The 13318-nt window shown below is 68.8% G+C and carries 16 protein-coding genes; 4 read left to right on the plus strand and 12 right to left on the minus strand.

What is annotated here, in order from left to right:
- Positions 1-15: 15 nt before the first annotated feature.
- From fliF to KF780_01870, 3 genes are read right to left on the minus strand one after another with little or no spacing between them, the layout of a single operon-like run.
- On the minus strand, positions 16-1746 hold the full coding sequence (fliF, locus tag KF780_01860) for a flagellar M-ring protein FliF (GenBank protein ID MBX3560532.1): 1731 nt from the start codon (positions 1744-1746) through the stop codon (positions 16-18).
- Position 1747: 1 nt separating this feature from the next.
- Positions 1748-2071 carry a flagellar hook-basal body complex protein FliE gene (fliE, locus tag KF780_01865; GenBank protein MBX3560533.1) on the minus strand — a complete coding sequence of 108 codons (324 nt, stop codon included), beginning with the start codon at positions 2069-2071 and terminating at the stop codon, positions 1748-1750.
- A 35-nt stretch (positions 2072-2106) separates the two neighbouring features.
- Positions 2107-3324: a sigma 54-interacting transcriptional regulator gene (locus tag KF780_01870; protein ID MBX3560534.1), complete on the minus strand. Its 1218-nt coding sequence runs from the start codon at positions 3322-3324 to the stop codon at positions 2107-2109.
- Positions 3325-3571: 247 nt separating this feature from the next.
- Between KF780_01870 and KF780_01875 the strand changes: the two genes are divergently transcribed.
- Positions 3572-4378 carry a flagellin FliC gene (locus KF780_01875; GenBank protein ID MBX3560535.1) on the plus strand — a complete coding sequence of 269 codons (807 nt, stop codon included), beginning with the start codon at positions 3572-3574 and terminating at the stop codon, positions 4376-4378.
- A gap of 71 nt (positions 4379-4449) precedes the next feature.
- Here KF780_01875 and fliA read toward each other — a convergent pair whose 3' ends face one another.
- The 9 genes from fliA to KF780_01920 all read right to left on the minus strand — a co-directional run bounded on the left by fliA (position 4450) and on the right by KF780_01920 (position 11698).
- Entirely contained in the window at positions 4450-5178 is a 729-nt protein-coding gene (gene fliA, locus KF780_01880; GenBank protein ID MBX3560536.1) for an RNA polymerase sigma factor FliA, read from the minus strand.
- Positions 5178-5990 (minus strand): MinD/ParA family protein, encoded by an 813-nt coding sequence (locus KF780_01885; GenBank protein ID MBX3560537.1) that lies wholly within the window; start codon positions 5988-5990, stop codon positions 5178-5180. The genes fliA and KF780_01885 overlap by 1 nt, the downstream gene beginning before the upstream one ends.
- On the minus strand, positions 5987-8098 hold the full coding sequence (flhA, locus tag KF780_01890) for a flagellar biosynthesis protein FlhA (GenBank protein ID MBX3560538.1): 2112 nt from the start codon (positions 8096-8098) through the stop codon (positions 5987-5989). Before flhA ends, KF780_01885 begins: the two co-directional genes overlap by 4 nt.
- A gap of 1 nt (position 8099) precedes the next feature.
- The gene (locus KF780_01895; protein MBX3560539.1) at positions 8100-8930 is read right to left on the minus strand and encodes a transglycosylase SLT domain-containing protein; all 831 of its coding nucleotides are present in this window, start codon (positions 8928-8930) and stop codon (positions 8100-8102) included.
- A gap of 433 nt (positions 8931-9363) precedes the next feature.
- The gene (locus tag KF780_01900; GenBank protein ID MBX3560540.1) at positions 9364-9675 is read right to left on the minus strand and encodes a hypothetical protein; all 312 of its coding nucleotides are present in this window, start codon (positions 9673-9675) and stop codon (positions 9364-9366) included.
- Positions 9675-9950, minus strand: a complete 276-nt coding sequence (gene flgM, locus KF780_01905; protein ID MBX3560541.1) for a flagellar biosynthesis anti-sigma factor FlgM — start codon at positions 9948-9950, stop codon at positions 9675-9677. Before flgM ends, KF780_01900 begins: the two co-directional genes overlap by 1 nt.
- 65 nt (positions 9951-10015) lie before the next feature.
- Positions 10016-10528: a flagellar basal body P-ring formation protein FlgA gene (gene flgA / locus KF780_01910; protein MBX3560542.1), complete on the minus strand. Its 513-nt coding sequence runs from the start codon at positions 10526-10528 to the stop codon at positions 10016-10018.
- A gap of 55 nt (positions 10529-10583) precedes the next feature.
- Positions 10584-11024, minus strand: a complete 441-nt coding sequence (locus tag KF780_01915) for a flagellar motor protein MotB (protein ID MBX3560543.1) — start codon at positions 11022-11024, stop codon at positions 10584-10586.
- Entirely contained in the window at positions 11021-11698 is a 678-nt protein-coding gene (locus tag KF780_01920) for a MotA/TolQ/ExbB proton channel family protein (protein MBX3560544.1), read from the minus strand. Before KF780_01920 ends, KF780_01915 begins: the two co-directional genes overlap by 4 nt.
- A gap of 199 nt (positions 11699-11897) precedes the next feature.
- Between KF780_01920 and flgB the strand changes: the two genes are divergently transcribed.
- The 3 genes from flgB to KF780_01935 are packed head-to-tail and all read left to right on the plus strand — an operon-like array spanning position 11898 to position 13312.
- Complete coding sequence (gene flgB, locus KF780_01925; protein ID MBX3560545.1) at positions 11898-12251, plus strand: flagellar basal body rod protein FlgB; 354 nt, start codon at positions 11898-11900, stop codon at positions 12249-12251.
- Positions 12252-12254: 3 nt separating this feature from the next.
- Positions 12255-12659, plus strand: coding sequence for a flagellar basal body rod protein FlgC (gene flgC, locus KF780_01930; GenBank protein MBX3560546.1), 405 nt, complete (start codon positions 12255-12257; stop codon positions 12657-12659).
- On the plus strand, positions 12656-13312 hold the full coding sequence (locus KF780_01935; GenBank protein ID MBX3560547.1) for a flagellar hook capping protein: 657 nt from the start codon (positions 12656-12658) through the stop codon (positions 13310-13312). The genes flgC and KF780_01935 overlap by 4 nt, the downstream gene beginning before the upstream one ends.
- The last annotated feature ends 6 nt before the right edge of the window (positions 13313-13318 follow it).

A 13318-nucleotide genomic window follows, 5' to 3' on the forward strand; every position in this document is an offset into this window, starting at 1 on the left:
CACATTGTCCATGGCTCAGGCCTCCTTGCCGCCATCGGCGCGGATCAGGTCGCGCACCACCAGGGCGGCGCGGGCGGGATCCTGGCGGACGAAGGTGCGGATCAAGGCGGCACGGGTCTCGTAGTCGCGCGAGGCCTCGATCATTTCCAGCGACACCTTCATGTCGTGATCGGCGCGGGCGCGGTCGGCCAGCGCGGTCGCGATCTCGCCGCCGACCTGGCTGCGTTCCGTACGCTTGGTCTCGGCGCGCGCCGCCAAGGCGGCGGTCGTCTTCTTCATCATCGGCCGGCCGATGCCGAACACCACGATGAGCGCGACGATGAGCGCGGTGACGTTGCGGGTGAGCGGCGAGGACCAGACGCTCTCGGCGGTGTCCATCCAGCCCGTCTGCGCCTCCGCAGCCGCGGCGAAATTCCGGGCGGACAGCGCCACGACATCGCCGCGCTGCTGGTCGAAACCGACTGCCCCCTTGACGAGCTGCTCGAGCGACTGGAGCTCCTGCTGGCTGCGGGGACGCGCACCTTCGGGGTTGCGCAGGGCGACCGCGACGGTGAGGCGCTTGACGACGCCGGTCTGCTGGCGCGTCACGGACACCTCGCGGCCGACCGCGAAGCTGCGATTGTAATTCTCGGTCCGGCGACCATTGGCGACGGCGGCCGCGCCCGCATCGCCCTCGGCAGGCTGCGGCACGATCGTGCCGCCCGGCGCGGCCGCGACCTCGGAGGCCGGCGGCGGCTCGTTGGAAAGCGCACCCGGAATGCCCCCCGGAGCGCCGCCGCCGCCGCTGGTGTCGGTGGACAGCTGGCCTTCCTCGCTGCGCAGCGCGCGGGCGTCGGCCGGGAAGCCTTCGCGGGTCGACTGGACTTCCGAGAAGTCCATTTCCGCATGGACCTCGGTGGTGAAATTGTCGCTGCCCACGATCGGCGTCAGCAAGGTCGTGATCGCACGGCGGTAGCGGTCTTCGACAGCGTTCTGTACCGCGATCTGGCGCTCGGCGGCGGCGCCCTCGCCGCCGGAACGCGACAGCAGGCGGCCATTCTGGTCCACCACCGAAACGCCGTCCGGCGAGAGGCCAGGTACCGAGGAGGCGACGAGATGAACGATCGCCTGCACCTGGGAATCGCCCAGCGAACCGCCGGGATAAAGCGAGAGCATCACCGACGCGGCCGGCTCCGCCCGGTTGCGGACGAAGACGCTCGGCGATTCCACCGCGAGATGGACGCGCGCCGTCTGGACGGCGTCGATGCCTTCGATCGTGCGCGCGAGATCCAGCTCGCGCGCCGCGCGGATGCGCTCCGATTCGACCGCGCGGCTGGCGCCGAGCGGCATGCCGGTGATGACCTCGCTGCCATCCTGGCCGCCGCGCGGCAGCCCACGCGACGCGAGCAGCATCCGCGCGCGGTGATAATCGTCCTCCGAAACCGTGATCGACCCGGTCGACCGGTCGATCGAACTGGCGACGCCGGCACTGTTGAGCGCTTCGACGGCGGCGGCCTTCTCCTCGTCGGCCAGGCCGGCGAAGAGCGTGCGGCTGGGCGCGGCGCTGACCGTCATCCAGACGATCGCGGCAAGCGCGACGAGCGCCAGGAAACCCAGCAGCGGCAGGCTTTTCGCGACTGCCGGCTGCGCCATCAGGTTGCGGGCATTCTGAACGACGCCGTTCAGCGGGTTGGGCGCCGCGGGGGCGGCGCTCGCCAGCGGACGGGCGGGGCTCAGGGCCAGATCGTTTGCGGTCGTGTCGCTCATGTTACACCGGCATGCTCATGATGTCCTTGTAGGCGGTCAGGAGTCGGTTCCTGACTTGGAGGGTCGCCTCAAATCCGATCGACGCCTGCTGGCGGGCCAGCATGACGGCGGCGATGTCCGTGGTTTCGCCACGCTCGTAGGCCTCGGTGATCGCCGAGGACTGCGCCTGCATTTCATTGACGCGGGAGACGGCGCTGCGCAGCGCGTCGCCGAAACCGCCGGCGGCCGGCGCACCGCCCGCCTCGCTGGCGCCGCCGGCGCCGCCCATCCCGGCGGCGCGCTGCAGCGCGCTGTTCTGTTCGAGGATGGCGGATCGCAGCGCCATCAATCGGCTGGCTTCGATGGACATCTCTTTTGCTCCTAGGCGGCCACGGCGCGCATTTCGGCGAGCCGGTAGCGCAGGGTTCGTTCACTGATGCCGAGGCGGCGCGCGGCATGGACGCGATGGCCGCCGACTTCCTCGAGCGCGGCGCGGATCGCCTCCGCCTCGGCCGAGCGCGCGGCATCCTCGAGCGACATGGCGACGGCGGGGCGCGGCATTGCGGCGCGGTCGATGATCAGATCGGGCGCGTGGATGCGCTCGCCGGCATGCAGCAGCAGCGCGCGTTGAATGACGTTTTCCAGCTCCCGGCAGTTGCCGGGCCAGACATGGTTCATCAGCCGGTCCATCGCCGCGGCGGTCGGAAACGGCAAAATCATGCCGGCCGGGCAATGGCGCAGCAGCATGGCGGCGGCGATCGCGCGGATGTCGAGCCGGCGCGCGCGCAGCGGCATCAGGTTCACCGGGACGACATTGAGCCGCCAGTAGAGATCGGCGCGGAAACGGCCGGCTTCGACCTCGGCGGCCAGATCGCGATTGGCGCAGGCGATGACGCGCACGTCGATCGGCTCCGCCCGGACGGCCCCGACCGGAAGGATCTCGCGCTCCTGGAGCGCGCGCAGCAGCTTGGCCTGGAGGGGCAGCGGTATCTCGGCGATCTCGTCGAGCAGCAGCGTGCCGCCGTCCGCAGCGCGGAACAGGCCTTCCCCGTCGCCGCTGGCGCCCGTGAAGCTGCCCTTGCGGTGACCGAACAGGATCGCCTCCAGCATCGTTTCGGGCAGCGCGGCGCAATTGACCGCCGTGAACGGCCCCTTCGCGCGCGGCGATACGGCGTGGATGTAGCGGGCCATGCCCTCCTTGCCGGTACCGGTTTCGCCGAGCAGCAGGACGGAGGCGTCGCTGACGGCGATCCGTTCGGCGAATTCGATTGTCCGGGCGCTCGCGGGCTCGCCGCAGGCGGGGCGTCGAGCGGGCCGGACCAGCTCGGCGGCCATCGCATTGCCGAAGGCGAGATCGTCCTGGCCGAAGGATAGACGCGCAGGGGAAGTCGCGGTGGCGCGGGTCAGGGCCGGCGCAGCGCCGAAATCGACGATCAGATCACCCGGCTTCGCGGCATCGGCTTCCTCCGGAGCACGAATGGCGGGGTCTTCGGCCCAACCGGTGTCGGCGGCAAAGCGCACGACAGCGAAACCTGCCCCCTCCAGCCATGCGGCCAGCGTGGGATTGGCTTTCGCTACCGTCTCGCTCACTCCGATCATCAACCATCCCCGGATTAGGTCGGCCAAATGGAAGCAAGCAGCGTGCCAGTTTTGCCAGTCCTCACGCCTTCCTCGCGCACGAGCAATCCGGCTCGGCCCAGTGTCGGCGGATCGACGGACCCAGCGTCGAAAAACCGACACGCGAACAAAATGAAATTAAAAGCCCGAAACGCGCGGTCGTTACTGCAATCGTGGCACGCTTGGGAACGACCCCGGCAGCCTCGAATGAGCGGGAAAGGAACCGACAATGACCGTTATCAACACCAACACTGCCGCCCTGCGCGCGCAGAATGGCAGCCGGGTCGCGAATCAGGCCCTGCAGGTCGCGATGGAGCGTCTCTCCAGCGGCAAGCGCATCAACACCTCGAAGGACGACGCCGCCGGCCTCGCGATCGCGAGCTCGATGACGTCGCAGATTCGCGGCATGAGCCAGGCCATCCGCAATGCCAATGACGGCATTTCGATGGCGCAGACCGCCGAAGGCGCTCTGTCCGAAGTCACCAACATGGTGCAGCGCATCCGCGAACTGGCCGTCCAGAGCGCCAGCGGCACCTATTCCGACGACGACCGGGCCAATCTCCAGGTCGAAGTCGACGCGCTGCTCACGCAGATCGACGACATCATCACCAACGCCAAGTTCAACGGCGTCGAGCTGTTCGGCTCGGGTGCGGACACGATCACGGTCCAAGTCGGCGCCAATGCCGGCGAGACCGTCGATATCGAGTTCGAGGCGCTGGATCTCGGCATCGATGCCATCGACATCAGCGATGCGGCCGACGCCTCCACCGCGCTGGAGACGCTGGACGACGCGCTGACCACGGTTGCCGAACTGCGCGCCAAGCTGGGCGCCGGCCAGAGCCGCCTGGAGTCGGTGGTCAACAACCTGACCAACAACGTCACCAACCTGACCGACGCGCGGTCGCGGATCGAGGACGCCGATTTCTCGGCCGAGACGACCAACCTCGCCAAGGCGCAGATCCTGAGCCAGGCGGCGACCGCCATGCTGGCCCAGGCGAACCAGAGCCAGCAGAATGTGCTGAGCCTGCTTCGCTAAGGCGTTTTCCCGAATGGGAGGCGGGGAGCCCGGCGCGGATCATCGCGCCGGGCTCCTTTCGTTTCAGGCCGTCAGGTCCAGTCGGAAAGCGCGCCGCGCAGCTTGTCGAGTGCGGCTTTCTTGATCTGGCAGATGCGCGCGGCACCGACGCCGAGCGTCTGGCCGATCTCCTCGAGGTTCATCTCCTCGACGAAGTAAAGCTGCAATACCATCGCATCGCGTTCCGGGAGATCGCCGATCGCGCCGGCGATCGCGTCTTTCAGGCGGCCGCGGTCGATCACCTCGTCGGCCCGTTCCTCAAGGTCCGCGAACCACATCGAATGGTCGGAATAGACCTCGTCCATGGATTCATGGTGAACGGCCTGACTGGCGTCGACCAGCTCACGATAGGTGGCGGGATCGAGCCCCATTTCCTCTGCCATGTCGGCATCGTCAGCGCTGCGGCCCAGCCGGGCCTCGAGCTGCTGACGGACCGCCGCGAGCTCGCGACGCCGGCCCATTGCGGCACGGCAGATCGCGGCGTGGCGGCGCAGATGATCGATCATCGCGCCGCGGATGCGCAAGGTCGCATAGGTCGCGAAAGCGTGGCCGCGATCTTCGAAGCCGTTCGCCGCCTCGACCAAAGCGACCATGCCGATCTGGACGAGATCCTCGACATCGATGGCGGAGGCGACGCGGCCGTGCACATGCCAGGCGATCTTGCGGACGAGCGCCATGTGCCCGCGCACCAAGGCGTCGGGTCCGGCCCTCGCCTGTCGCCGATAGGTGGCGACGCCCTCATGCGGATCGATCAGCGCCATCAACCCGCCCCCATCAGGCACAGGCTACGTTCCGCCTCGGCCCGCGGGCGCGAAACCGGGCGCACGAGCTGGCGCGCGAGGCGGGCGAACGCCTTGGCGGATGGCGCGCCGGGAAAGGCCAGCATGCAGCATGTCTTGCGCAGGACCGCTTGGCGCACATAGGAATCGTCCGGCACCGCGCCGGCATAGACCAGCTCGACTTCGAGAAAGCGTGTCACCACCGACTTGAAATGATCGAACAGTTCGCGCGCGGCGATGTCGTGCCGGACCATGTTGGCGAGGACGCGGAAACGCTGCGTGCCGTGGCTGACGGCGAGCGCTTTCACCAGCGCATAGGCGTCGAGGAACGAGGTCGGCTCCGGCGTCAGCACGATCAGCGGCGCATCCGCCGCCGCGACCAGCGCCAGACCGGCGGCATCGATGCCGCTGCCGGTGTCGATGACGATATGGTCATATTCGCGGGCATAGGGCTCCAGTGCGGCGAGCAGCCGGGCGCGCTCGGCGGAGGAGAGGGTCGAGCCGCTACCCGTGCCGCTATGGCCGGGGACGAAGGAGATGCCGCCGGGTCCGGGCTGGACCAGGTCCGCCATCGCGCAGCGGCCGGCGAGCAGGTCGCCGATCGTCCAGCGCGAATCCACGCCCATCAGGATCGCCGCATTGGCGAGGCCCATGTCGCAATCGACCAGCATCACCCGTTCGCCCGCCTTGGCCAGCGCGACGGCGAGATTGACGCTGACATTGGTCTTGCCGACACCGCCCTTGCCGCTGGCGACGGCGATGACCTGGGCGCGGCGGGACAGTTCGAAACTCACAGGGCGGCCTCCGATTCGAGCATGGGCTGTTGCGGTTCGCCGCCGACCACGGCGACGACCTCGACGGGCTTGCCGTCGGGGATTTCGAGGAAGGACAAGACGGGCACGTCCGGCAGATGCGGCGCCAGCAACCGCGACAGCGCGCGACGCGCGATCGGCGAGGTGACGACCACGAAGCGCCGCCCTTCGCCGAGCAATGGCCCGGCGACCTCGCCGATCGCCTGGACGATCTTCTGGCCCAAAGCGGGTTCGATGGGATGAACCGCGTCGCGTCCGGCGCGCACCGCCTGGGCGAGCAGACCCTCAAGTCCGCCGTCGAGCGTCACCACCGGCAGCGGCATCTTCACCGGCACGATGGTCTGCACGATCAGCGCGCCGATCCGTTGGCGGACCGCCTCGACGAGCTGGATCGGGTCGCTCTCCTCGCGCGCGGCATCGGCGGTGGCCTCGGCGATGCGGCGGAAATCCTTGAGCGGCACACCTTCCGCCAGCAAGGCGCGGCAGAGCGCGGCGAGGCTGACCAGAGGCAGCGGCTGTGGCGTCAGATTGGCGGCGAGCTGCGGCGCGCTGTCCTTCAGCGCATCGACCAGCTTCTGGGTCTCGTCCATGCCGAACAGGTCGGCGGCGGCGGTCTGGATGACCTGGTTGAGATGGGTGGCCACCACCGTCGAGGGATCGACCACGGTATAGCCGGCGACCACCGCTTCGGCGCGCTGCGACGGCGGAATCCACACTGCGTCGAGCCCGAAAGTGGGGTCCTTCACCTGGCGGCCTTCGATCGTATCCAGCAGATCGCCGGAATCGAGCGCCAGCAAGTCGTCCGGCCAGATCTCGTCCTCGGCGACGACGACGCCGGCGACGGTGATGCGATAGGTGTTGGGCGCCAGCGCCAGGTCGTCCCGCACCCGCACCATCGGCACGACGAAACCGAGCTCGCGGGAGAGCTGCCGGCGGATGCCGGTGATCCGCGCCATCAACGGCGCGCCTTTGCGCTCGTCGACCAGGCCGACCAGGCCGAAGCCGATGTCGAGGCCGAGCGCGGCATCGTCGCTGACTTCGTCCCAGCCGATCATCGTCGGCGAGGGCGGCGGTGCCGCTTCGACGATCTCGGCCGCAGCGGCTTGCGCCTTGGCCGCCTTGTGCAGCTTCCAGGCGATGAAAGCGGCGCCGATCGCGGCGGGCAGCACGATCAGGTGCGGCATGCCCGGCAATATGCCGAGGAAGAACAGGATGCCCGCCACCGGGGCCCAGGCCCGCGCGGAGGCGAACTGGCTGGTGATCTGGCCGGACAGGTCGAGCGTCGAATTGACGCGCGTGACGACCGAGGCGGCGGCGATCGACAGCAGCAAAGCCGGGATCTGCGCGACCAGCGCATCGCCGATCGACAGCAGGACATAGACCGAAGCGGCTTCCGACAGTGACAGGCCGTGGCTCAGCGTGCCCAGCGTCAGGCCGCCGATGATGTTGATGACGAGGATCAGCACGCCGGCGATCGCGTCGCCCTTCACGAACTTGGAGGCGCCGTCCATCGAACCGTAGAAGTCGGCCTCGGTGGCCACTTCCTGGCGGCGCGCCTTGGCTTCGTCGGGCGTCAGCAGGCCGGCATTCAAGTCGGCGTCGATCGCCATCTGCTTGCCGGGCATCGCGTCCAGGGTGAAGCGCGCCGAGACTTCCGACACACGCCCCGCGCCCTTCACGATGACCACCAGGTTGATGATCATCAGGATCAGGAAGACGAAGATGCCGACGGCATAGTCGCCGGCGATGATGAAGTTGCCGAACGCCTCGATGACATGGCCGGCGGCGGCGGTGCCTTCATGGCCGTTGACCAGCACGACGCGCGTCGAGGCGACGTTGAGCGCGAGCCGCAGCAGGGTCGCGAACAGCAGCACCGTCGGAAAGGACGAGAAATCGAGCGGCCGGGCGACGTTCAGCGCCACCATCAGCACTGCCAAACTGATCATGATGTTGGTGATGAAGCCGATATCGAGCAGCACCGGCGAGACCGGCACCACCATCAGCACCACGAGCAGCAGGGTGGCGATCGGCAGCACCGCGCCGCGCCCCACGCCGAGCCAGGCCTTACGCTTCAACGCGGCCGTGCTCATGTCAGGAAACTCCCAGGCCGGCGAGCATCAGATAGGCGAGCCGGGCCTGATGCGGTGACGGACGGACGAGGGCGTCGCGGTTGGCGAGCAGCTCAGCGGGTTCGACCTCGGCATCGGCATCCGTGTTCAGCGCCGCCAGCCGCGCCGACATCGCCTCGCTCGGCGGGCCGAAAGGGGTGGCGGGCGCGGATGGCGCCATCGGCCCGCTGTCCATGCGCGCGGCGAAGCGCTCGCGGATCTCGGCGAAGCTGCGCGGCGCGCCGGCCCCGTCATAAAAGATCGCGCGATTGGCGCGCGCCGCCGCCGGCAGCAGCCGGGCTGCGGGTGCATCGGGACTGGCCTCATGCGCGCGCAGGAATTGCGCGGCGCCGCCGGCGCCCAGGAAATGGGCGAGATAGAGATCGACCGGTTCGGCCGCACGGCCCAGCCGGCTTTCGAGATGCGCGCGATTGTCGGACGCGAATTCGGCGGCCATCGCCGCCGCCGCCTCGGGCTGGCGGCGCAGATCGAGCACCGCCCGGCGCGTCGCCGGATCGGAAATGTAATGGCGCCCGTCCGGCCCCTGCCGGATCGCGTCGGCGGCCCAGCCCAGGCCGTGCGCGGCGCCATGCTTGTTGACGGTGGCGAGCCAGGTCTGATCGATGAACTGATAGAGGCCGGTCGCGCTGGAGGTCCGGGCGCGGGCATCCGGGTTCAGGCTGCTTTCGATCCGCGCCTGATTGAACAAATAGCGGAAATCGACGCCGGTCCGGGCGGACGCGGCGCGGATGGCGGCGCCGACACGGTCGCCACCGGCTCGCCCGGCCTCCTGGTACATCGTCGTCGAAATCATGACGCCCCTTCCTTGTCGGGGGCATCAAAGCAAAGGGCGTGCCAAACCGTGCCGGACGCCGTCCCGAATAAGGAAGCCGCCGGGGCCAATCCAAAAGTCAGTCAAAAGTCAGCCCAAGAACGGGCGCGCGGGCGGTGCGGAACTTCAGCATCTTCACCCATATGCGCGATGGTGGGCCGCGAAATTTTTTCGCGTGGAGCGGACGATTCAAAGAGCCGGTGAAGCGCAGCCGAAACCCCGATTCGGGGCGAGCGTGACAGAGGATTTCCTACATTGGAAGTGCCAGACCGGAGGCCGGATTCGGCTCACGCGAAGGCGCGAAGGGGCCGAACGCTTCCCGACAGCCGCGAATGGCCCCGGCCGTCTCGCCTCACGGGCACCTTCGCGCCTTCGCGTGAAACCTGAAAGGGCGCGTGGCCGCGCCGGGCCGCGCCTAGCGCGGATTGGCGCTGTAGGTGAGCGTCGGCGCGCGGCCGGCCATCACGGAGAGGGTATCGACGCGGCGGCCGACCATGTCCGTCAGGAAATTGACGCGGCCCTGCGCCGCCTGGGCCAAGGCGGCGAGGCTCGCGAGCCGTTCGCGAAAGCCGGTGCGGTCGGCGGGCATTTCCGTCGCGCGCGCCGCTTCGACCGCGGCGGCGAGATCGGCGGTGGCGCTTTCGATCGCGGCGAGATCGTTCGCGTCGAGCGCAACGATCAGGGCCTCGTGCGACGCGGCCAGGCGATCGAGAAGCTGCAGGCTCATCAGCCGCGCGACGGGATGTCGAGCGCGATCATGCGCTCGGCGATCTTGTTCGCATCGACCGGATAGCGGCCCTCGGCGATCGCCGCACGGATCGCGGCGACCTTGGCGGCATCGACCGGCGGGCCGCTGGAGACGAGCTCGAAGACGGCGCTTTCGACCTGCCCCTGGCGCGCACGAACGGGCGCATCGCCCGCGGCTGCGACCGGCGCGCTCTTCTCGGCGCCACGCGGCAGCTCGATGCGTGCCGGACCGGTTTTTCCCACACCGTCGATCATCTCAAATCCTTTCGCTCCGGGTCTACAAATGGAGCTTCACGACCTGTTAACGGCCGCAATCCGATTCAATTAAATCCGGGCAGCGCGACGCGCCCGTCGGCGGTGACCTGGCCGGTGAACGGCGCGGAGCGGCGGTCGGTCCGCACACGGATGCGATCGCCCGGCGCGCCGTCCTGCTCGGCGGTGCCGAGCGTGCTCACCGTGAAGCTGCTGGTCATCGCCACCACCTCGACCTGGTCGCCGCGCCGGATCACCGGCTCGGCCCGAACCTGCGCCGCGCGCGCCATCGATCCGCCGCCACCGACCAGCGGCACGCGGATGCGCCAGCCATGCGCCACGCAGCGCACCGTCAGCGCGCCCAGCGCCGGCTCCTCGATCGTGGCCGGCTGCGGGCAGGCGGCGAGGCGCAGGCGACGATCCAGCGGCGCCATTGGCCCGCCCGGTTCGCCGACATTGGCGCCCAATGCGGCCGCGATGCGGCTGTCCAGCATCTCGAGATTCTCGAAGCCCTGCGCGACGGCCGGAGCCGCGCTGGCGGCAAGGACCAATAGCGACAGGCGTCGGAAAATCGTCATCATGGCGGTCACTCCAGTCGTTTCGCCGAAGCAAAGCAACTGCCGTGCCAGATTGGTGCTAGCGCGGGACGATGGCGATCGCCTGGCCGGCCGCGTCGCCGGCATCCTCGATGCGGATCTCGATATCGCCCTCGTCGACGCCATGTTCGCCCAGCACACGCGCCGCGGCCGCGCTGCGCGCCGCCGCCAGCTCGAACCGGTCCAGGCGAAGGCCGGCTTCGGTACCGCCCCGGCTGACGATCCTGAGCGGCCGCCCGGCCCAGCGCTCACCCGCTTCGGCCAGCGTCGCGCGGCCATCCTCGTTGAGACGCGCTTCGCCCAGCTCGAACAGGGTGTCGGCGCGATAGGTCTCGCCGAACGGCGCCGCGGCGACATGGCCCGCCGCGCCGTCCGCCTTGGGCCGCGCCGACTCCATCGCATGGAGCATGACGAAACAGCCGATCAGCAGCAGGCCGAGATCGGCGAAGCTCACCGCCCAGCGGGGAACGGCGGCGTTCATCCCGCCTGCCGCCCCTTGCGCTCGCGCCACAGCGCCATCGCATTCGTCTCTTCCACGCGCGCGACTTCGATCAGCCGATCGACGACGCGCTGCTGCCATTGACATTCCGCGCGCGACAGCCGCTCCAGCCGGGTCGCAATCGGCCCGGCGACGCAGGCGGCGACAAGCAGCCCGTACAAGGTGGTCAGCATCGCGATCGCCATGGCCGGCCCCATCGCCGAGGGGTCGCTCATCTTTGCGAACATCGCGGTCAGCCCGATCACGGTGCCGATCATGCCCATGGACGGCGCCAGCTCGGCGGCGTGCCGCCACACGCCGATCGCCGCCGCATGGCGCGCGCGGCGCTCCTCCATCTCCTCGTTCGCCCAGGCCGCGAAGGCCAGCGCGCCCGATGAGTCGGCCAGCCGGCAGGCGGCGCGGTGGACGAAGTCGCCGGGGCTCTTCACCCGGTCGGCGCAGAAGATACCCTTATATTCTGAAATGCGCTCGATCTGGCGGACGGCGCGGCGTGCGGCCTCGCCGTCGGCGACCGGGTCGGCGCGAAGCAGCGGACCGAATGCGCCGAACGCGCGGCCGATGTCGCCGCGCGTCGTCGACAGCAATGTCCCGACGACCGTTCCGCCGATCACGATGAGGACGGCAAGAGGGTCGAAGAACTGATCCAGCACAGCGATCATCTTCGACCCTCCCGTCCTCCGGCAAGACTTTGCCGGTTCCGGCAAGAAACTGCCGACCCCGCCCCTGAACCTTCAGGCGCCACAGTGAATGTTCCGCCCCGCGCCAAATCTGGCACGGGCGTTGCATGAACGAGCGCGGATGCCTCCACCCGTCAAAATAACGGCGGAATGGGGCCGAGCTTTAGGAGGAGCTGTCATGGCTCAGGGCGAAGGTCTTTTCGGCGTGCACGGCACGGCGCTGGCGCTGCGGTCGCAGCGCCTGTCGCTGCTGGCGTCGAACATCGCCAATGCCGCGACCCCGGGCTACCGGGCGCGCGACATCGATTTCAATCAGGCCCTCACGCGCGCGTCGCGCGGGATGAATACGCAGAGCGCAGCGCAAGCCAGCGTCGCCTATCGCGTCCCGATCACGCCGTCGGTGGACGGCAATACGGTGGAGCTGTCCACCGAGCAGACGCTCTTCGCGGAAAATGCGGTCCAGTACCGCACCACCCTCGCTTTCCTGGAAGGCCGGATCTCGACGATCCGCCGGGCGCTCAAGGGAGAATAAGCCATGGACAGGCCCATGACCGTCTTCGATATCGCCGGGCGCGCCATGTCGGCGCAGCTGGTGCGGCTGAACGCCACCGCCTCCAACCTCGCCAATGCGGGATCGGTCTCGGGCAGCGCGGAAACCTCATACCGGGCATTGCGCCCCGTCTTCCGGACGGTGGAAGCGGAGCCGGGCATCGCCACCGTATCGGTCGAGCGCGTCGTCCAGTCGCGCGTCGAACCGACCCGCCGCCACGATCCCAATCATCCGCTGGCCGACGCCAATGGCGACATCTGGGAAGCCGGTGTCGACAGCTCGGCCGAGCTGATCGACATGATCGAGGCGGCCCGCCAGTACCAGAACAATGTGCAGGTCCTCCAGACCGCCAAGACCCTCACCCTCGACACGATAAGGATGGGCCAGTGACCACCATAACCGGCTTGAACGGCTCGTCGAACGCATCGACGACCGGCGTTTCCCCCCAGGTGCTCGGCCAGGCCGAGTTCCTGCGGCTGATGACGACCCAGCTCACCACCCAGGATCCGTTCAACCCCGTCGACAACACGCAGATGGTCGCCCAGATGGCGCAGTTCAGCCAGGTCGCCGGCATCGCCGAGATGAACCGCTCGCTGCAGGCGATCGCCGCCAGCCTCGGCGGCAGCCGTCTGTCCGAGGCGTCGAGCTGGATCGGCCATTCGATGCTCGTCGAAAACGACATCGCGACGCCGCTGCGCGACGGCTCCTATGCCGGCGAATTCTATCTCGAGAACGACGCCAGCCAGGTCACCGTCAGCTTCGTCGACGCGAACGGCGCGGTCGTCCACAGCCAGGCGCTCGGCGCCGTCGATGCCGGCGCCGCCGCCTTCGCCTGGGACGGCAAGGACGCGGACGGCGAATATGTCGCCGGCGGCCCGCTGCGGATGGTCGTGACCGCCAACGTGAACGGCAACACGATCAATCCCGCCACCGCCACCTGGACGTCGATCGGCGGCATCCAGTCGCCCGCCAATGGCGGCGAAAGCCTTCTCGTGACCGGTCTCGGGCTGCTTCGGCCCGATCAGGCCATCCGCCTCGCCTAACCCGAT

This window comes from Sphingomonas sp. (assembly GCA_019635535.1).
Taxonomy (GTDB): Bacteria; Pseudomonadota; Alphaproteobacteria; order Sphingomonadales; family Sphingomonadaceae; genus Allosphingosinicella.